The 21,616-nt window shown below is 35.0% G+C and carries 13 protein-coding genes and 1 riboswitch; of the genes, 11 read left to right on the top strand and 2 right to left on the bottom strand.

The annotated features are described in order from the left end of the window. Nucleotides 1-25: 25 nt before the first annotated feature. The 11 genes from NTZ27_13380 (at nt 26) to NTZ27_13330 (ending at nt 19,976) form a co-directional block, all read left to right on the top strand. Nucleotides 26-2,644, top strand: coding sequence for an insulinase family protein (locus NTZ27_13380; GenBank protein MCX6175738.1), 2,619 nt, complete (start codon nt 26-28; stop codon nt 2,642-2,644). A 93-nt stretch (nt 2,645-2,737) separates the two neighbouring features. Next, on the top strand, nt 2,738-6,127 hold the full coding sequence (locus tag NTZ27_13375) for a M20/M25/M40 family metallo-hydrolase (protein MCX6175737.1): 3,390 nt from the start codon (nt 2,738-2,740) through the stop codon (nt 6,125-6,127). A gap of 48 nt (nt 6,128-6,175) precedes the next feature. Then, the gene (locus NTZ27_13370; GenBank protein ID MCX6175736.1) at nt 6,176-7,198 is read left to right on the top strand and encodes a DUF5050 domain-containing protein; all 1,023 of its coding nucleotides are present in this window, start codon (nt 6,176-6,178) and stop codon (nt 7,196-7,198) included. A 59-nt stretch (nt 7,199-7,257) separates the two neighbouring features. Next, a complete protein-coding gene (locus NTZ27_13365; protein MCX6175735.1) occupies nt 7,258-8,526 on the top strand; it encodes a hypothetical protein in 1,269 nt (422 codons plus the stop codon). 646 nt (nt 8,527-9,172) lie between these two features. Further along, on the top strand, nt 9,173-11,794 hold the full coding sequence (locus tag NTZ27_13360; GenBank protein MCX6175734.1) for a glucosidase: 2,622 nt from the start codon (nt 9,173-9,175) through the stop codon (nt 11,792-11,794). Between the two features lie 10 nt (nt 11,795-11,804). Then, nucleotides 11,805-12,665, top strand: a complete 861-nt coding sequence (locus tag NTZ27_13355; protein MCX6175733.1) for an SDR family oxidoreductase — start codon at nt 11,805-11,807, stop codon at nt 12,663-12,665. A 223-nt stretch (nt 12,666-12,888) separates the two neighbouring features. After that, nucleotides 12,889-14,409: an AMP-binding protein gene (locus NTZ27_13350; protein ID MCX6175732.1), complete on the top strand. Its 1,521-nt coding sequence runs from the start codon at nt 12,889-12,891 to the stop codon at nt 14,407-14,409. A gap of 278 nt (nt 14,410-14,687) precedes the next feature. Beyond that, nucleotides 14,688-16,310 carry an ATP-binding protein gene (locus NTZ27_13345; protein MCX6175731.1) on the top strand — a complete coding sequence of 541 codons (1,623 nt, stop codon included), beginning with the start codon at nt 14,688-14,690 and terminating at the stop codon, nt 16,308-16,310. 102 nt (nt 16,311-16,412) lie between these two features. Beyond that, a riboswitch (cobalamin riboswitch) is annotated at nt 16,413-16,613 on the top strand. Nucleotides 16,614-16,723: 110 nt separating this feature from the next. Next, complete coding sequence (locus NTZ27_13340) at nt 16,724-17,902, top strand: ABC transporter substrate-binding protein (protein MCX6175730.1); 1,179 nt, start codon at nt 16,724-16,726, stop codon at nt 17,900-17,902. A 3-nt stretch (nt 17,903-17,905) separates the two neighbouring features. Beyond that, the gene (locus NTZ27_13335; GenBank protein ID MCX6175729.1) at nt 17,906-18,958 is read left to right on the top strand and encodes an iron ABC transporter permease; all 1,053 of its coding nucleotides are present in this window, start codon (nt 17,906-17,908) and stop codon (nt 18,956-18,958) included. 4 nt (nt 18,959-18,962) lie between these two features. Further along, nucleotides 18,963-19,976 (top strand): ABC transporter ATP-binding protein, encoded by a 1,014-nt coding sequence (locus NTZ27_13330; GenBank protein MCX6175728.1) that lies wholly within the window; start codon nt 18,963-18,965, stop codon nt 19,974-19,976. Between the two features lie 47 nt (nt 19,977-20,023). On the opposite strand, the gene NTZ27_13325 is transcribed toward NTZ27_13330, so the two are convergent. Beyond that, entirely contained in the window at nt 20,024-20,797 is a 774-nt protein-coding gene (locus NTZ27_13325; GenBank protein MCX6175727.1) for a class II aldolase/adducin family protein, read from the bottom strand. A 33-nt stretch (nt 20,798-20,830) separates the two neighbouring features. After that, complete coding sequence (locus tag NTZ27_13320) at nt 20,831-21,409, bottom strand: DUF2911 domain-containing protein (GenBank protein ID MCX6175726.1); 579 nt, start codon at nt 21,407-21,409, stop codon at nt 20,831-20,833. Between the last annotated feature and the right edge of the window lie 207 nt (nt 21,410-21,616).

The following is a 21,616-nucleotide window of genomic DNA, read 5'->3' as shown; positions in this document are numbered from 1 at the left end:
TTACAGAAACACGGAGATCATAATCATGAAAAGAAAATCACGAATTTTATTTTCAATTCTGCTTTTATGTATAGCGCTGACTCAAGCGCCTTCGCTATACGCTTCGGATGGTGTGATGACAGATTCGACTACGAAAATTCTATCGTTTCCGAAAGGTGTATCTATTTATCAATTAGACAACGGGATGAAAGTACTCATGATTGAAAATCCCGCTCTACCGATGGTAGGTGTAAATGTTATTATAAAAGTCGGTTCTGCTTACGAAACTTTTTCTACAAGCGGTATGAGTCATATGCTGGAACATCTATTATTTAATGGAACAACCACACGCGAACAGAAAAAATTATATGATGACGTTGACCGGATCGGTGGATACAATAATGCTCATACAGATAATTTCTATACGGATTTTATGATGGTTACTCCTACTGAAAATATTAAGAAGGGTATGGAAATTCAGGCAGATATGCTTTTTAATTCAACATTGCCTGATGAAAAATTCCAAAAGGAAAAAGGAATTGTATTAGAAGAAATATCAAAGAGTATTGCCGATCCGCAAGAACAGCTAGAACGAAATACGCTATCTATATTATATAGCGGACATGCGCTTTCATTACCCACACTTGGGACTTATTCAACAATTCAATCAATGTCACGAGATGAAGTAAATTCATTCTATAAAAATAATTATGTTCCCAACAATATGATCTTAAGCGTTATCGGAAATTTCCAAACTAAGGAAATGCTTTCGCTCATTAAAGAAATTTATGGGAAAGCAAAACCGGGACAAGTAATTCGCGAAGTAAATCCGGAATGGGCAACTGGTTTTCAAACTCCAATGTTGCAAACAAATTCCGGCGGTATGGTCCAAAATCGTTTTTATGATGGCGATGACAAAGTTGTACAAATATTTTATCAATTACCTCTAATGGAATCATCAGAATATTTTCAGTTGATTGGTTTGGTATTTGAAAAAAATAAAGATGCAATTCAATCGTCATTAAAAACGGAATTCCCTCAAATTATAAAATCAGTAAAATTATCTGCCCGGCTTTCTCCTCTTAATAATTATGCAGAAGTAGTTATTGTTTTGAGCAAAGATGTCGACTTCAATGCTTTAGTAAACTCCGTAACAAAAAAAATTGATGGTTTGAGTTTTAACCTACCAGATGAGACGGTTAAATCGGAAGCTACACAAACACGTACCGACTTTGTGAAGAACATTGAAAAACCACACATGTTCGGAATTTATAATTCAGACGGAATCGTTAAAAAAGGTTTTGAAGCGGTTCTTGCATCATTCAGCGGCGATGAATTTTATAAAGCTGCAAAAGAAATGGGAGGTCTTAAGCTAACATCTCCTTCAATAATTATTATACAATCTCCGACAATTAAAAAAGATAAAGAAAAAGTTGAAGCATCTAATAGCACAAAACTATTTAAAGATGAAATAACCGGTAAAGATTTAGTGGTTGTTCAGAATGAAGCAAGTAATCTTTTAGCAATTCATTATCTGGTAAAACATAAAGCTGCCTACGAATTGAAATATGGCAAAGATGCTTCTAAAATTTTACACGATTGCCTTGGTGAACGATTGAGATCGGAAGCTAATCAAAAATTAAGCAGTCAGTTTGGATTTACATTTACTGTGAATGACAATCCGTTCATTCCGATGGATGACATTTATCTGCATCCCGATTTTGGTTACGTCAGAGCTGAAGGATTAGCCGATAATTTACCCGCCGCAGTGATATACATCAATAATCAAATAAAAAATTTCGTGCCGACTGAAGATGAATTCAAGAAATCAGTTGAGAAATTTAAAGGTATGACTATGATGTCAATGGGCGGCGATAAATCAAAAAAATTATTCGACACCGAATACAAAACATTAATCTATGAACCCAGTCAATATTCTCAAATACAAACTGCACTAACGTATGATAATATGTTGGCGTTTACTAAAGAATATTTTAATCCTACAAACATGATTATTTCTGTCGTATCTCCCGGAAGCCCGGAAAGTATTAATGTGCTCTTCGATGAGTTTATCGGTACTTCGATTAAAGATGAACCTTCAATTTATACCCCAACATTTTTGATGCAAACTAAACCTACAACCATTGAGAAAACCGGAGGCGGTGAACGTTCTTACATTTTCTGGGGATTCATTAATCAAATAGATCCTAAAGACGCACCCGCTTTGCAAGCTCTTTCTCTTATTCTTTCAAACGAAATTGTTTTTGATATACGAGAGAAACAAGGACTAGCTTATAATATGAGCGCTGGCATTGATGTAAACAAGGATAAAGCGCTTTTCTATATTTCTCAGGGAACACGTCCGCAGAACATTGATAAACTGTCTTCGCAATATCCAAAATTTTTCAAGTTAACCGTCCTTGATAAATTGACACAAGATGAATTAGAAAAATCAGTCAATATGTATTTGGGCAGAATGATGTTTCGTAGACTTTCAAGCATCAATCAGGCTTTCTATTTGGGCAGCTCTCTCTATTTCGAAAACAACTTCACTTACGACAAACAATTTCTTGATGCGTTGAAAAATGTGAAATTGGCAGATGTAAAAAATGTTGCTGAAAAATATATGAAAGTAAATAATCCAATGTTATTAATAGTAAGGTAAATATGAAACTAATGGCACACTTCGGCGATCAAGTTTTATTCAGTTCGGATTTGTTAGTTGTCATCAGTAAAAGAATTTTAATTGGAGAATATTATGTTTAGAAGAATTGTTTTTTTATTCACACTTATTTTTACTGCATCCTTTGTTTTTGCAGGTTCCTTAATCCATCATAAAATATCGGTTACGGTCACTCCCGGCAAACATCAGATTGAAGCGGTAGATCAAATCACGATTCCAGCAGATCAATTTAAACCTGTGATCTATTTTCTTTTGAACAACAATTTAAATGTAACTTCTGAATCGCCAGACGTAACGATCCAATTAGATAAAAGCGGAGTAAAAGCTGAAGATTTCGGAATGGACCGCGAAGATTTTAATCTCTCATCGGATTTCAAACAAAATAAATATGCTGTGACTTTTAAAAATGAAATTAAGGGAGATGTTTCGTTCACATTAAAATTCAGCGGTACAATTAATTATCCGATTAAACAATTGGGCGAAGAATATGCAAGAGGATTCAGCCAAACACCCGGCATTATTGATGAGAAAGGAATTTACCTGGCGGGTTCTACTTATTGGATTCCATGGTTTAATAATGAATGGATAAATTTTGAGTTAACTGCTACCGTACCGCAGCCATGGGATATAGTTAGTCAGGGCAAAAGAACGCTAAACGAAACAAAGGACGGCAATCATATTATTCGTTGGGATTCTCCCGAGCCGATGGAAGAAATTTATTTGATCGGCGCACAATTTAAAGAATATTCTTTATCAGCGGGTGCAATTGATGTAATGGCTTTTCTGCGAACACCTGATGAAGCACTTGCTAATAAATATCTTGAAACAACTGCACAATACTTAGAGATGTACAGAAAATTAGTTGGTCCATATCCCTTCACAAAATTTGCATTGGTAGAAAATTTTTGGGAGACTGGTTACGGCATGCCTTCATTTACTCTGTTGGGTGAACAGATCATCCGGTTTCCGTTTATTCTACATTCTTCTTACCCTCACGAACTATTGCATAACTATTGGGGAAACAGCGCATATGTAGATTTTAAAACCGGCAACTGGTGTGAAGGCTTGACCGCATATATGGCGGATCATCTTATTTCTGAGCAGCGGGGTCAAGGTGATGAATACCGTCGCTCTACACTGCAAAAATTTACGGACTATGTTAACCCGTCAAATGATTTTCCGCTGAACAAATTTGGATCGCGGTATAACGCTCCATCCGAAGCAATCGGATATGGGAAAAATATGATGATGTGGAATATGCTGCGAGAACTTGTAGGTGATGATCAATTCGTTAGAGGGTTTCAAAAATTTTATCGTGACAACAAATTTAAAGCGGCTTCATATAATGATATTCGTCTAGCATTTGAATCTGTTTCCGGAAAAGATCTGAAACAATTTTTTGATCAATGGGTCAATAGAAAAGGAGCTCCGGAATTAAGTATATCGAACGTTTCTGTAAAAAAAGAATCAACCGGATATGCTCTTAAATTTACTTTAAAGCAAATACAGAATGATGATGCTTTTGTGTTGGATGTTCCGGTTGCCGTTTCATTTGAGAAAAAAGCTGAAATGAAAAAAGTTGCTATGACTCAAAAAGAGCAAACCTACGAAATGATTTTTCCAGAAGATCCATTATTGGTTCAGGTTGATCCGCAATTTAATTTGTTCCGTAAACTTCACTACAATGAAATTCCGCCATCGTTATCAAAAATATTTGGCTCGGAAGATTTATTAATTCTTCTACCATCAAAAGCGGATAAAGCAAGTCTGGAATATTATAAAGAGTTAGCAAGTACTTGGGCTGCAGATAGTACTAAGAAAATCAAAGTGATGTTGGATAGTGATGTCTCCGAACTTCCTGCTGATAAAAGTGTTTGGATCTTCGGAATAGAAAATTCATTTACCAAATTGATCAAAGAAGGTTTGAAAGATTACGATGCAGAATTAACAAATGAATCGGTTCGATTTGGAAAGACTTCATTCCAGAACAACAAGAGCAGTGTTATAATTTCCGTTTGTCATCCTAAGAATCCGGCTTCAGTACTTGTATTACTTTCTATTGATAATAAAGAAGCAGTGCAGGGACTTGCGAGAAAACTTCCTCATTATGGAAAATATAGTTACCTGGTTTTTGAAGGAACTGAACCAACCAACATTGCAAAAGGCGAATGGGAAGCAGTTAATTCTCCTTTGATGGCAAAGGTGCCTTCGGTAGATAAAACTTCTCCGGCAACAATTTTTACAAATTTACCGCGAAGAAATGCGTTAGCTACTTTATCTCCGGTTTTTTCTGCGGAAAGAATGATGAAGTCCGTAGAATATCTTGCAAGTAAAGAACTTGCTGGGCGTGGACCTGGAACCGAAGGCATTAAAAAAGCAGCCGATTACATTGTTGAAAAATTTAAAAGCGCAGGTTTACAACCGGGTGCTGATGACGGCAGTTATTTTCAAACTTGGGACGAAGTGGTTGATGCTAAAGGAAATAAAGCTCCGGTTAAAAATATTATTGGAATTATTCCCGGAACAAATCCAAATCTAAAAGATGAATCGGTAATTGTTTGTGCACACTACGATCATTTAGGTTTAGGATGGCCCGGTGCAAACAAAGGAAATGAAGGTAAGATACATCCCGGCGCCGATGATAATGCAAGCGGAGTTTCAGTAATGCTTGAATTGGCAAACTTACTCGGCACAACTTTAAAACCACAGCGTACTGTTATTTTTGTTGCTTTCACGTCTGAAGAAAGCGGTTTGCTCGGTTCAAAATATTATGTGCAAAACATGAAACGGTTTCCGGCAAAGAAAGTTATCGGTGTTCTGAACTTTGATACTGTTGGACGGCTTGGTGAAAAAAAATTATTTGTACTCAGCAGTAATAGCGCAAGAGAATGGAGATTTATTTTTATGGGGGCAAGTTATGTTACCGGAGTTGAATCGGAAATGGTAACACAAGATCTTGATGCAAGTGATCAACGTAGTTTCTTAAACATTGGTGTTCCCGGTGTACAATTCTTTGCCGGTGCAAATGAAGGTTATCATAAACCATCAGATACGGCAGATAAAATTGATGCGGCGGGATTAGTTAAAGTTGCCACGTTCGCCCGTGAAGGAATTCTTTACTTAGCCGATAGAATTGAACCACTCACTTTCCAAGGACAGGCAGTTACTGAATCAAAGAAACCTCAAACAACTGCAGGTGAAAGAAAAGTTTCTACAGGGAGTGTTCCTGATTTTGCTTTCTCTGGCAAGGGAGTTCGTATTGCTGATCTATCGCCAGAATCCCCTGCGGCTAAAGCAGGTTTACAAATAGGAGATGTTATTACAAAACTTGGACAATATAATGTTACCAGTTTGCGAGATTATTCGGACGCATTAAAAAATTTCCAGCCCGGTAATATTGTTGAATTAATTTATTTGCGAGACGGGAAAGAGAATAAGACTCAAATTGAATTAATGGCTAAGTGACAAATTTTTTGATAATAGATTAAACAATAAAATTTACAGGAGTTTAATTTGGAAAAGAACATATTGACTTCGATAACAACTTTTATTGCACGGTTGCTTATAGTATTAGCCGTAATAATTTATTTTTCTCCAAGCGAGAGCGTAGGACAAACTCAAGAACAAAAAGAATTTAAAGTCTGGCAGATTCCTAATGTAGATGAAGGAGCGGAATTTTATTTCTCACCGGATGGTAAAAGCATGATCGGAAACGCAAAATTTAAGGGCGATCCAGTTCATCAAGTCTATACATTCAATATTGACGGAACCAACATTAAACGGATTAACGATAAAGGCGAAGACGCTTGTTCATTTTATTTTCCTGATGGAAATCACTTGATCTATACTTCAACAAAAGACAATCTCGATTTGCCAAAGGGAAATTATTCCGATCCGAATAATTATCCGCAAGGTGCAGAGCTTTATTCGTGCGATTTAGATGGAAACGAAGTGAAAAGATTAACTGATAATAAATACTACGATGCAGAAGTTTCAGTCTCACCAGATGGAAAGTGGATATTGTTTTCACGTCAAGTAGATGGCAAGTTGGATTTATGGAAAATGCGTCCCGATGGAAGCGAGCAGCAACAGATCACATTTACGCCGGAATGGCAGGAAGGAGGGTCATTTTTTATTGATAACGAAACAATTATATGCCGGGCATGGAATATTAAAGATCAAGCTCAACGCGGAATGCCCATGAGTATTTTTACTATGAAAAGTGACGGCTCCGATAGAAAACAAATTACAAACGATGACGGTACAAATTGGGCTCCTCATCCCGCTCCTGATGGAGATCATTTTGTATTTGTTAAAGTCCTGCCTCCGCATAATTATGAAATATATCTTATGAGTTTGAAAACCGGCGAACAAACACGCCTAACTTTTAACGATGCATTTGACGGCTTTCCGGTTATTTCACCAGATGGAAATTTGCTTTCTTTTGATTCAAATCGGGATGCTAAAAATGGAGATAGAAAACTTAGGCCTTATCTAATGGATATTTCATCTCTACATCTGGGTTTAAAAAAATAATTAATTGAAAGCTGAATCAAACTTTTGAAAAAGGAAATACGAAAGGACATCTCCTGAATATGAAATCCAGCTATTTATTGTTATTACTTTCATTTTTTTCTCTAATTACAATTAGTATTGCCCAGGATGAACACTCACGAACAAACACTAGTGAAGATCTGAGTCATTCGGTATTTGGCCCGCCACAACCCGCTGTTTGGGAATTTCAATTATCTTACATGAACGAAGGGACTAATAATATTTCATCATTCAATTTCTATAAAAAGGATCAGCGCAATAAAACACTCTTTTTTAAAATATCGGATAATGGTCTGAATAACAGAAATGAATTTCGCGTTCAAGAATTGACAGGAGGAGCTGTTCTCTTTCCAATAAATGATGATGATCGCTATCAACTCGATATTGGTGGGACGTATGATAAAATGAAAGATACATCTTTATACGGCAAGGCATTTTATTCAAGAGTTACATTAAGACCGCAGCCAAATCTTTGGTTTCGTATTGGTGCAGAATATTTTGATGGTTCGACTGCCGGACACAATACACTTTATAGAAATACAGTTCTAAATTCATTTTATTTTGTCGGGAAAGTAAATGTAAATAAGTTCTCATTAGTTGGACTTTTAGGAAAAGGAAAAATTGATGATGTACAAAATACTCGTTTTGGTTTTGCCGGAATTTTAGAAGGCCCGTTCAATACGTTTATTCTGGGTGGTTACATTAAGAGTGATGAGCCAAAAGAAAACGTACGAACGCTTGCAATTGGTCGCTGGGCTCCTTTCCGTCCCGATGGTTTACCTAGTACAGTTTTTATCTGGAAACATAGGGACAACTATGACTTTCAATTAGGCGGAATATTTTGGGGCGGGAATAATCTTTTCGTTCGCCCTGCTGCTATCGGTATGAGCCAAGGAATGTTTATAAGTAGTGCGGCGTTGAGAGAAAACAGTGAACTTAGACAAGGGCAGCTAATGAGCATAACCGATGATTACCGTAATTCCGATTTTACTTTGTTTTATATTTATCTTGATCAAGGAATTGAAATGATTCCAGGTTCTATAAATCATGTGGGATTCAGAGCAATCCAATTGTTCAAAATTTTCAGTGAAGTAAAATTTTCAATTTTCTCCAAACCTGTTATCGGTCTTTTCTATAATGAGGAAACTGAACCGGAATTCAATGCGATGTTTCACAAATTTATTGACAAGCAATCAACATTCTGGTCGTTTCAAGCCGGAATAACTTTTTATGATAGTTTTATTCTTAACATAATTAATACACCATCCAGAGGCGAGTGGACATTAGCATTATCTTTTTTAATGAAATGATTTTTGATATTTAAATAATGATTGCTTTTGGAAATTTTGTTTGTATGCTAAAATCAAATATAATTTAGTGAAGTAGTTGAATCCCAGACTCTCCGTCAGAAAAAATAAAACCTCTACTATAGCAAGTGAATTTTGTTTTCTAGATTTTTCTGAAAATTTATTACTGATCGAAGCCTATATAATAGATAGAAAAATTCTTTATTGGGCGCAATTTGGTGAGTGTCGTACATAAAACATTTATTTTGCTTACCAGAAGAGACTGATGGAGAACAAATTATTCCCTACGACAACCAAATCCCCACATATAAAAAGTTTAAAATATTTAGTAGTACGTCTCCAAATAAACCCACACAAAAATTATCCTAAAAAATAATAAAGGCTTCGAAAGGAAGAGAGTTAATATTTATATTATCTTCCCGAGTAAATTCATCTCAAGTTGTAGTTGAGTCTTAGATTTGAATCAACAGAGGCAAAAAAATAGAGTAAAGATTTGAGCATAATGATTTATGATATGTGTTTTAAGGAGGACAAAAATATAGATTAAGCACGAATTAAGTGCTTTATATTTAGATGAAGTTTTGGATAGGCACAGTCCAAAAATAGACAAACATTTTAGGACTCATTGTTAATTTGAAAATAAAAACTTATGAAAAAAGAAAAAGAAAGATTACAGTCAATTAAAAGTGACGGGAAACTATGGCGCAAATGGGGACCATATTTAACCGACAGACAATGGGGCACAGTAAGAGAAGATTATAGTCCAAATGGAACAGCATGGGAATATATATCTCACAGTGACGCGCGCAGCAAAGCTTACCGCTGGGGAGAAGAAGGAATTGCCGGTATAAGCGATAACCGCCAATTGATTTGTTTTTCAGTCGCACTTTGGAATAAAAAAGATCCAATCATTAAAGAAAGATACTTCGGCTTAACAGGAGATCAAGGAAACCACGGCGAGGATGTGAAAGAGTATTATTACTATCTCGACAATACTCCCACTCATTCATATATGAAGATGCTCTATAAGTATCCGCAAACCGAATTTCCTTATTCATTACTTGTTGAGGAGAATAATAGAAGAACAAAAGTTGATCCGGAATATGAATTAATAGATACTGGAATTTTCAATGAAGATAAATATTTTGATGTGTTTGTTGAGTACGCAAAAAATTCTGAGGAAGATATTCTAATAAAAATTACTTCGCACAACCGCGGCAAGGAAAAAGCTGAACTTAATCTTCTTCCGCAAATTTGGTTTAGAAATACTTGGCTATGGGGAGAAGATAACAGAAAACCGGAATTGTTCTTAACCGAAAATAATTCTATCAAACTGGTTCACCAAGAATTAGGGGAATACAATTTATATTACGATGAAAATCCGGAAATATTGTTCTGTGAAAACGAAACAAATTTCAAATGTCTGTATGGAGTAGAAAATATCACAGATTATCCCAAAGATGGAATCAACGACTACATCACACAAAAGAATACAGCTTCTGTTAATCCATCTAAAACCGGAACTAAAGCGGCTTGTAATTATTCTTTGGAAATTGAAGGCGGTTCATTCAAATCAGTAAATCTGAGATTAGTTAAGAATTCTATTCTAAACCCATTCAAAGATTTTGACAAAATATTTGACGAGAGAAAAAATGAAGCCGATGAATTCTATACTGATATTCAAATAGAAATAAAAAGTGAAGACGCTAAGAATGTTCAACGGCAATCTTTTGCAGGAATGTTATGGAGTAAGCAGTTTTATTATTATGATGTTGAAGAATGGATTAACGGGGACAAAGGGCAACCTAAACCGCCTAAGCAGCGAGAAGAAGGAAGAAATAAAGATTGGCTTCATCTGAATAATGCTGATATCATTTCCATGCCAGATAAATGGGAATACCCTTGGTATGCTACTTGGGATTTAGCTTTTCACTGCATTCCTTTCTCTATGATTGATCCCGAATTTGCTAAAAAACAGTTAGTGCTTTTTACACGTGAATGGTATATGCATCCAAACGGACAGCTTCCGGCATACGAATGGAATTTTTCTGATGTTAACCCGCCCGTCCACGCTTGGGCAACTTGGCGCGTTTATAAGATTGATCAAAAATTACAAGGCAAGAGCGATATTGATTTTCTTGAGAGAGTTTTTCATAAACTTCTTTTGAACTTTACATGGTGGGTAAATAAAAAAGATCACGATGGGCACAACATTTTTCAAGGCGGATTTTTAGGATTAGACAACATTGGTGTTTTTGATAGAAGTTCTCAAATTCCAACTGGCGGCCGTTTAGATCAATCAGATGGCACAAGCTGGATGGCAATGTTCTCGCTTAATATGCTTCGCATTTCTCTTGAACTTTCTAATACCAAACCGATCTATCAAGATTTGGCTACAAAATTTTTAGAACATTTCTTATACATCGCTCAAGCAATGACAAATATGGGAAACAAAAGTATTGGCCTGTGGGATGACGAAGATGGATTTTATTATGATGCACTCCACATAGATGATACAATTCACCGCTTAAAAGTTCGCTCTATGGTTGGCTTGATTCCATTATTTGCCGTCGAAGTTTTGGATCCAGATTTATTAAAACACGTACCTGAGTTTGAAGCAAGACTTAATTGGTTTCTTACCAATAAACCGGAAATGGCAGAATTAGTTTCTCATTGGAATGAGCCGGGTTTAGGTCAAAGAAGACTTCTCTCCTTACTTCGTGGTCATCGGATGAAAAAATTGTTAAAGAGGATGCTGGATGAAACAGAATTTCTTTCGGATTATGGAATACGCTCTCTTTCAAAATATTACGAACAAAATCCTTATGAATTAAATCTGGACGGGGAAAAATTTGAAGTTAAATATACTCCGGCAGAATCCGATAGTAGATTATTTGGAGGTAATTCAAATTGGCGCGGACCAGTTTGGTTCCCTGTAAATTTTTTAATCATTGAATCACTTTACCGATTTCATCATTACTATGGTGATGATTTTAAAATAGAATGCCCGACAAACTCCGGAAATTTTGTTACGATAAAAGACGCTGCGGATGAGCTTGCAATCAGATTATCAAAAATATTTTTGAATGATGAAAACGGATTGCGTCCGGTATTCCGTTACAATAGTAAAATTCAAAACGATCCTCACTTTAAAGATTACATTTTATTCCATGAATATTTTCACGGTGATAACGGAAGAGGCGTCGGTGCTTCACACCAAACCGGATGGACCGGATTGATAGCAAAAATTCTTCAGCCAAAGAAAAAGTAAAGAGGATTTTATGACAAACGAAAAAAATGAAAAATTACCACAAGTAGTAATGCCCGCTTGTTCAGAAGTAAAAATGCTAAAGGGACAAAGAGCATTAGTAACAGGCGCTAATTCAGGTATTGGAAAAGGAGTTGCAATTGAACTTGCAAAAGCCGGAGCGGATGTAGTTGTAAATTATGTTGGCGATGAAAAAGCTGCGTTTGAACTTGTCGAACAATTAAAAACAAATTGCGGAGTAAATGCATACGCACATTACGCGGATGTTTCGAATGAAGATGATGTTAAAGAAATGTTCGCAAAAATGATTATGGAATTTAACACGATTGATATTTTAATCAATAATGCGGGACTTCAAAGAGATGCGCCGTTTGATGAAATGACTCTCGATCAATGGAATAAGGTAATTAGTGTTAATCTAACCGGACAATTTCTTTGTGCGCGTGAAGCTGTGAAGGAATTTAAAAGAAGGGGAATAATTCCCGAAATTTCGTGTGCTGCCGGAAAAATTATTCACATAAGTTCAGTTCACGAAGTTATACCTTGGGCAGGTCACGTTAATTATGCGGCTTCTAAAGGTGGAATTATGATGATGATGAAAAGTATAGCTCAAGAAGTTGCCCCATCTAGAATCCGTGTAAATAGTATTTCTCCCGGTGCAATAAGAACGCCCATAAATACCAGCGCATGGAATACGCCGGAAGCTTATAATGAATTGATGAAATTAATTCCTTACAAACGTATCGGGGAAGTTGAAGACATTGGCAGAGTTGCTGCATGGCTCGCTTCTGATTATGCGGACTATATAAATGGAACAAGTATTTATGTTGATGGCGGAATGACATTGTATCCTGGTTTTGCTACCGGTGGTTAAATTTTTTTCCTGATTTCCCTTATTGCTAACTTAAAATTAAAATCTCATATTGATCCTACAATTCTTAGAGGGAAAAAAAATGTGTCTTGCGGTACTGGGTTAGTCCATCTCTATGTTTTATCTAACCTGAGTTGGTATGATAAAATCTATACTGATTGTACCGTAATAGATATAGAATTACTGTTTTAGTTATTTGTAACTCAAAAAAATAAATGGAGTGACAATGTTATTTCATCAACAGTTTGTAAGAATTGCAAAACAGTATGAAAAAAAACTCGCTATTATTGATAAAACTCTTAACCGCCGGGTAACATACAAGAAGGCACTCATCGGTTCTTTGATTCTCACAAAGAAATTTCAAAATTATCCGGCGGGTTTTTTAGGTATCATGATGCCCAATTCCGCCGGAACTGTTCTTTCAGTTCTTGCTACTCTTATGAGCGGACGAATTCCGGTAATGATTAATTATTCAACTGGTGCTGGATTAAATTGTCTGTATGCTCAAAAAAAATGTGCATTTAAAACAATCATAACTTCAAGAGCACTTTGTCAAAAAATTAATTGTCCTCATATAGAAGGAATGGTTTACATCGAAGATATCATGAAGACGGTTACTATATTTAACAAATTAAGAGCCGCTATTAAAGCAGGTGCGTCAACAGAAAGGATACTCAAAAGTATTCATGAAGGAAATGAAGACGACACATTGGTAATACTGTTTACAAGCGGCAGTGAAAAAGATCCAAAGGCAGTTCAGCTTACACATAAAAATATTTCTTCTAATTATGAAAGTCTTATAAAAGCTTTTGCTTTTTCAACTGATGATATATTCCTGGCTAACCTTCCGTATTTTCATTCATTTGGACAGACAGCAAATCTTTGGGTACCGATGGCTATAGGAATGACGATAGTCACTTATGCTAATCCACTCGACTTTAAAAAAATCTGCGACATAATACGTGAAGAAAAAACAACTTTAGTTGCCGGCACACCAACATTCTTCTGGGGTTATCTTCGAAATTCAAAACCGGGTGATTTTGAATCGGTACGAATTCTTTTAACAGGGGCTGATAAATGTCCTGATTCTCTAAGAGAAGGATTTATTAGAGGACACAATAAAGTATTACTTGAAGCATATGGTGCAACAGAAACCAGTCCTGCTATTACTGTAAATAATTTTGAATTTAATAGACCCGGAAGCGTTGGCAGAACTATTGAAGGTGTTCAAGTTAGAGTTGAGAATTATGAAACCGGTGCTGCTTGCAAATCTGGTGAGATTGGTAAAATTTTAGTTAAAGGTGATAATGTTATGAAAGGTTACTTTGATGATTTTGAACAAACTTCTCTAAGCATTCGTAATGGCTGGTATGATACAGGTGATATGGGCTATATGGATCCTGATGGTTATTTGTGGCATGTCGGAAGATTAAAACGGTTTTTGAAAATTGGCGGAGAAATGATTTCATTAATAAAAGTTGAAGACGTTCTCGAAAAATTATTACCACCGGAAATTGAATGCTGTGTTGTTGAAGTACCGGATGCAATTCGTGGCGCTAGAATTGTTGCAGCAGTTACACAAGCACTAGATGAAAAAACAATTTTGAAAAAAATGTCTGAACAACTTCCGAGTATTGCTTTACCTTACAAGTTTGTGGTTTTACCTGAAATGCCAAAAACAGGCAGTGGTAAAATTGATTTTAGAACTATAACTGATAAAGTAAGAGATATTGTTCAAACTAATTGACCATTTATTTCAAATGAAATAAAAACAACTGTTTTAACTATAACTCTATTCGAATGCCAGGAAATTCTAAAACTGATCTGATGATTGTCCTTATCGAAAAGTTCATTCATTTAAAGTTGAGTAAAAATTAGTAAACATTTCCAAATTCTTTATACAGCTTATGGATCTGTTTTATTAACAAATATCCTGAACATTATCCAATTAGTATTTCTCTTTGCTTATCACAAAGCGAAAATCTATATTCATCTGAGTTTAAATCCACTAATTTGGAGTTTATTATGGCTCCTAAAAAAAATAGTAAAAACGTTCCGCTTGATATAAAAGCATTGAAGGAAATTGAAGAATCTTATAGAGGATTATTCAATGCTGTGACAGAAGCAATCTATATTCAAGATATAGATGGAAAATTCTTGGATGTTAACGATGGTGCTGTAAAGATGTACGGGTATCCTCGCGACTATTTTATTGGTAAAACTCCCGAGTTCCTTTCTGCACCGGGATTGAACAACTTGGAACAAATATTTGGGCACGTTCAAAAAACATTCTCTGGAAAACCGCAGCAATTTGAGTTTTGGGGTAAACGATTTAATGGTGAGATATTCCCCAAGAAGGTCAGCCTTACTCGTGGGAGATACTTGAACAAAGATGTTGTGGTTGCAATTGCATCTGATATTACTGAAAGTAAAAGAGCGGAATTACTTCGGGAAGCGCTTTTCGAAATCTCTGAAGCTGCTTATACTGCTTCTGATATGTACGCCCTTTATAAAAAAATTCATCAAGTTATCGCCTCTTTAATGCAAGTAAAAAATATTTACATTGCTCTATATGATGAGAAAAATGTACAACTTTCTTTTCCATATTGGGTTGATGAGTACGATCCTCCTTTACCACCTAAAAAACTAGGAAGAGGATTAACAGAATATGTTCTCAGAACCGGTCAAGCAGTTCTTGTTGATTTTCAAAAGGATACCGAGTTAAGAAAATCGGGAGAAATAGAATTAATCGGTTCACAATCACCCGTTTGGCTTGGTGTACCTCTTAAAATTGGCGGCAAAACTATTGGAGTAATTGTAGTACAAGATTACGAAAACGAAAAAGCCTATGGCGAAGCAGAAATGCAGATCCTAACTTTCGTATCGGAACAAATTGCTCAGGTAATAGAGAGAAAAAGAAGTGCTGATGATATAAAAATATATTCGGATGAACTTAAGCAGCTCAACCAAACCAAAGACAAATTTTTCTCGATCATTGCCCACGATCTCAAAAATCCTTTCATAACAATTCTTGGGTTCTCTGATTTATTGCTTTCTGACTATTCTGATCTCTCTGATGAAGAAAGACTTTTCTATATTCAGGAGATGAAAAAATCTGCCGAGATGTCTCATCATTTACTGCAAAACCTTTTGCATTGGTCAAGATCCCAAACTGGAAGAATAGAGTTTAATCCTCAAAAGATTGAACTAAAGAAAATTGTAGATGATAATTTAGTTTTTTTAAGCAAGACCGCAGAAAAAAAACAGATTCAGCTTTTCCACGAAATTGCATCCGATTTATTTGTTACTGCAGATGAAGATATGCTCAATACAGTGATGCGAAATCTTTTAACAAATGCAATTAAGTTTAGTCATAAAGGTGGATCAATAAATGTTCATGCAATTCGACAAGGAACTTCTGTACAAATCGGGGTACAAGATACCGGCGTTGGAATGGATCAAAATACAATTGATAATCTTTTTAGGCTGGACTTAACTCGCTCTAAAACCGGAACAGAAAACGAAAGTGGATCTGGATTAGGATTAATCCTATGTAAAGAGTTTGTTGAACGGAACAATGGTAAAATATGGATTGAAAGCATACCCGGGAAAGGAAGTAAATTTATTTTCACGCTTCCATTATTGTAAAGTCAAAAAAGCGATCGATCATTTTTCTTTTGAATAAAAAAAAGCAAGAAGTAAAGTAAGATGAAATTAAAAGTATTTGTTCGAAGAATAAGATAAATATATATTTCGCATACAAATAATGGTCGTCCATTGCATTTCTTGCAATTGAGTTAAAAGGGAATAAGGTGAAAATCCTTAACAGTACCCGCTGCTGTAAGCTTCATCGAAACTGTTTACCAACCTTGGTCAATGTTCCATTTAAGGAATGTGAAGGCCGGTAAAAGGAAGCGAGTCAGAAGACCTGCCGTTATTGTTTAATCGAATGCTTTCGGGTAAAAAAGCTAAGAATGATTTATATCTTAACAACATACTTAAATCCTTCTAAAACTTTATACCAGCGATTTTTTTTGAATTCTTAAAGTGATTAAAGTAATATGAATCTTTTCAGAAATATTAGAATTGTAATTCTTATTGGTCTTATTTATTTCTTCAATTCTTGTACCGATTCAAAAACTTCCGACAACTCAATTAAAAATAAACAGAACAATAAATCAATCTACAAGGATCAGTTAAAGATTGAATACTCTAAAAGTTTTGAAATAAAATATCTTGATAGTGCAAAAGTAATTAATGTTTTTGCCCCTGATATAAGCAGAAAAGAAATATTTCAATATCTCCTACTTCCTAAAAATGTTAGTATCCCTAAAGGTTATGAACATGCACAAGTAATTAGGACGCCTATCAATACCGCAATAGTTTTAACTTCTATTTATGTTGGATTTCTTGATAAACTAAATCTGACAGACAAAATTCTCGCAGTAGATAATTCAAAATATATCTGTTCAGCAAAAGCAAGAGAATTAATTGAGAGCGGAAAAATTACTGAAGTTGGCGATTCTCGCAGTCTAAATATTGAAAAAGTTTTTAGTCTCAAACCTGATTTGTTGTTCACTTATGGTAATGGCAATCCAAATGTTGATGGCGATCCAAAACTAATTCAAAATGGAATTCATATTGCATCGGGGACATTTCATTTAGAAAATTCTCCCTTGGCAAGAGCTGAATGGATAAAATTTATAGCAGCATTTTTCGATAAAGAAAAAGAAGCCAACGATGTTTTTGATGGTATTTCGGAACGTTACAACAAACTGATCAAGCTTACTCAAAATATTACTTTCAGACCTACGGTGTTTACCGAAGCAGAATTAGGAGGAGTTTGGTACGAACCCGGCGGGAATAGTTATATGTCAAAATTATTAAACGATGCAGGTGCGGAATATTTGTGGAAACAAGATCAATCAACAGGAAGTCTTAAACTGAATTATGAACAAATTTTTGAAAAAGCTCACGATGCTGATTTTTGGGTGAACGTTCTTTTTTGGAATAAACAAAGTGATGTTCTAAAAAATGATCCGCGTAATTCTAAATTTAAAGCGTTCCGTACAAAAAATATTTATAACAACAACGCTTCGTTAAACAAATTCGGTTTTTATGAATATTGGGAAACAGGTGTTATCAATTGCGATCTGGTATTAAGTGATCTAATAAAAATATTTCACCCTGAACTATTGCGGGAATATAAATTCAAATATTATAAAAGAATTTCGGAATAATTAATGTCTATTCTAAAAAGAAAAAAAAATATTGCTGCATTTCTTTTTCTATTACTAGGGCTATCTTTCTTTTTTGATATAGTTCTTGGTTCAGTGAGAATACCGTTTAGTGAAGCGTTGAGCATATTAACAGGTTCATCTTCCGGAAATCCAGTTTGGAATACAATCATAATCGAATTTAGAATTCCAAAAGCAATAACAGCAATTCTTGCGGGAAGTGCTCTTTCGGTTAGCGGATTATTAATGCAAACTTTTTTTAGAAATCCGTTGGCAGATCCATTTGTTCTTGGGATAAGCTCCGGTGCGAGCTTTGGCGTTGCGTTAGTAGTATTAACCGCCGGTTCGATAGGTATAAATCTGTTTTTCTTAAGCGGATTATTAAATAAAATTGGTATTACTATTGCCGCTGGAATTGGTGCGGCAGTGATATTATTATTAATAACTTTTGTTTCAAAGAAAGTAAGCAGCAATATTACATTACTAATTTTCGGTTTGATGCTCGGATATATAATCGGCGCGTTGGAAAGTATATTAAAATATTTTAGCTCGCCGGAAAATCTGCAAGGATATGTAATATGGGGCATGGGTAATTTTGGGAATGTAATCTGGAATGATTTATTCCTTCTAATCCCAATAATTTTAATCGGTCTTGTTATAGCTTTCCTTTTATCAAAATCATTGAACCTTCTTTTGCTCGGAGAGAATTATGCAATAAGCATGGGAGTCAATATAAAAGTAATACGATTATTAATTGTTATTGCTGTTGGCATTCTCGGCGGTGTTATTACTGCGTTCTGCGGTCCGATTGCTTTTATCGGAATAGCTGTTCCGCATATTACGAGAAAAACTTTAGGTGAGTTCGATCATAAAATATTAATTCCAGCTGTCTGCCTCGTTGGAAGTATTCTTGCACTTCTTTGTGATATCATCTCACAATTAATCTGGCACGAACAGACCATTCCAATTAACGTAGTAACTTCACTTGTTGGCGCACCTGTAGTGATCTGGATTATTATTCAACAGAGAAAAGTTAAACACTCTTTTGCAATGGAATAATATGATGGAATCCACTACAATATTATATACAAAAGATTTAGCTATTGGTTATAAGAGAAAAAAATCTACCGATTTAATATTGTTAGATAATTTAAATCTGTCAGTTGAAAGTGGAGAATTAATCTGTCTGCTCGGACAAAATGGTTTTGGGAAATCAACATTATTAAGAACTTTAACCGGAGTTCAAAAACCAATCAAAGGTGATTTTTTTATAAATGGAAAATCAATCAATTCATACGAAAGATCTCAACTGGCAAAAGCCCTGAGCATTGTGCTGACTGATAATTTAAATATTGGAGAGGTGTCTGTTCATTCTGTTGTTAGTATGGGTCGTTATCCTCACAACAATTGGCTGGGAATGTTAAGCGGGAAGGATCATAAGGTAATTAATAATGTTTTAGAAATAACCGGCTTAACTCCTTACAAAGAAAAATTGTTTAGCGAACTTAGCGACGGGTTCAAACAAAAAGTTATGATTGCAAGAGCTCTTGCCCAAGATACTTCCATAATTCTTTTAGATGAACCAACTGCATTTCTCGATATCCCAACCAGAATTGAAATTTTGAATATGCTCAGGTATTTGATTAAACAGTTTAATAAATCAATTATCTTTTCTTCTCATGATCTCGATCTTGCATTACAAACTGCTGATGTAATTTGGCTCATAACAAAAGATCAAAAAATAGAAGTTGATTCTCCCGAAGATCTGGTGCTGAATGGGCATTTTGAAAAAGCTTTTAACAAAAAAGAAATTAAATTCCATCCTCTGCGGGGAATGTTCAAAATGAATCGGGTAGCAGACACAAGGATTCAAGTACTGGGAAGTAAAATTGATGTGATTTGGACTGAACGCGCACTCGAAAGAATCGGGATTGCAACCGATGGTAATGAAAAAGTAAATGGTTTAATTCAAATTGATAATAAAGATGGAAAATTAATTTGGAATCTCAATCTTAATTCGCAATCAGTTTTATTTTATTCTATTGGTGGATTAATTAAATACTTAAAAAATAAATAAGCTCAGAATCATTTATTATTAAAAGAAGTAATACGACTCTTAAAAAATTATTTACGAATTTGTCTTAACACCTCATCTGTTATTTTTTTTATGAGATCATCATTCATCATATTTGATTGCGGCGTATGTTCTGTAGAGCGCGAGTCATCTTCACTGGTAACACATCCGACTGTAGTTCTTATTCCAAATTTCTCTCTTTGATCTTTCAGTTTCTGCACTTGTTCTTTATTTAGTGTATTGAGATAACCAAGCTGGTTAGCAACAAAAGCAATCTGTGCGAAATGTTCCAGCGTTTCCATTTTGTGATAAGCATTAATTACATCTGTACCTACTGTAAGTGCACCGTGATTTGCAAGAAGAAATGCATCGTAATCTTTTAACAGTTTTGTTACCGGACGGTAAAGTTCTTCCGTTCCCGGAGTGCCGTATTCAATAAGTGGAATTGATCCTAGCGTTATAATCACTTCGGGAAGAACACATTTATCTAATGGTATTCCGGCAACTGCAAATCCTGTAGCATAAGGTGGATGAGCATGGCAAACACTGTTAACATCGGGCCTGTCTTTATAAACTTGGATATGCATGAAAACTTCAGAAGAAGGTTTCTTAATTCCTGATAATACTTTTCCTTCCATGTTAACAACAATTAGATCTTCGGGTTTCATAAACCCTTTGCTGACGCCTGTTGGAGTAACTAAAAATTTGTTTTCATCAAGACGCGCACTTATATTGCCGTCATTCGAGGCAACATACCCGCGGGCATACATTCTTCTTCCAACCTCAACTATATCTTGCTTAAGTGTAAATAAACTTTGTCTCATATGTATCTTAATTAAAATATTAGGAATTAATTTTTATTTAACTGTCGCAATTTTAAATTGAACTTTTAATTCTTCCCATTTCAGAAATGCTGTTGCAGAATTACCATTTAAATCATCAAAACCATAAGTAAGCCATTCTTCAAACGGGGCTTTAGCTGCAGTAACGGTAATTCGAAGAGCATCATCCTTTTGATTGTAAGTGAAGCTTCCCCAATTTGAGTTATTCTTACTAAAAATAATTATCCAATTTTTTTCTCCCGGAATAAAATGAAGACCGTATTTTCCTGCCGGTAATTTATTTCCCTCAACAGTTACATCTTTACCAAATTCAATTGTAGTATTTTCGTTAGCGCCGCCTCTCCATGGAAAAGGATTATTGTTGGAGTTTTTATTACCCGGAGCTAATCCATAAGGAACAAGATCGTCCCAAATTTTTCTTCCTTTAACACCAGGTCTGCTGTAAATGATTGTAATATCGTTGTCAACTCCAATTCTTTGAGAGACACTGGCTTTAAGACTTTGTCTCGGTTTATTTTCTTGTTGAGCAATTGTTGTAATTGAAAGAATTATTAGAAATGAAATTGCTGCTATAAAGAATTTATTAAATCTCATATTTTCACCTTTGTTTTTTTTTATGTATTGAATTTATTAGATTTTTGATTCAAACAAAATCAGTTTATATAATAATATACATTACTTTTTTTACCGTATTAATGGAAATATATCATTGTTTTAATTCAATAGTTTAGTTCTTCAAATTAACATTTATAAGTTATAACTTTAATCCATAAATTAAGACTTAATAAAACAGAGAAAATT

This window comes from Ignavibacteriales bacterium (assembly GCA_026390775.1).
Classification (GTDB): domain Bacteria; phylum Bacteroidota; class Ignavibacteria; order Ignavibacteriales; family Melioribacteraceae; genus Fen-1258.
Note: the sequence above shows the minus strand (reverse complement) of the source record. Positions and strands in the feature narration are given on the sequence as shown.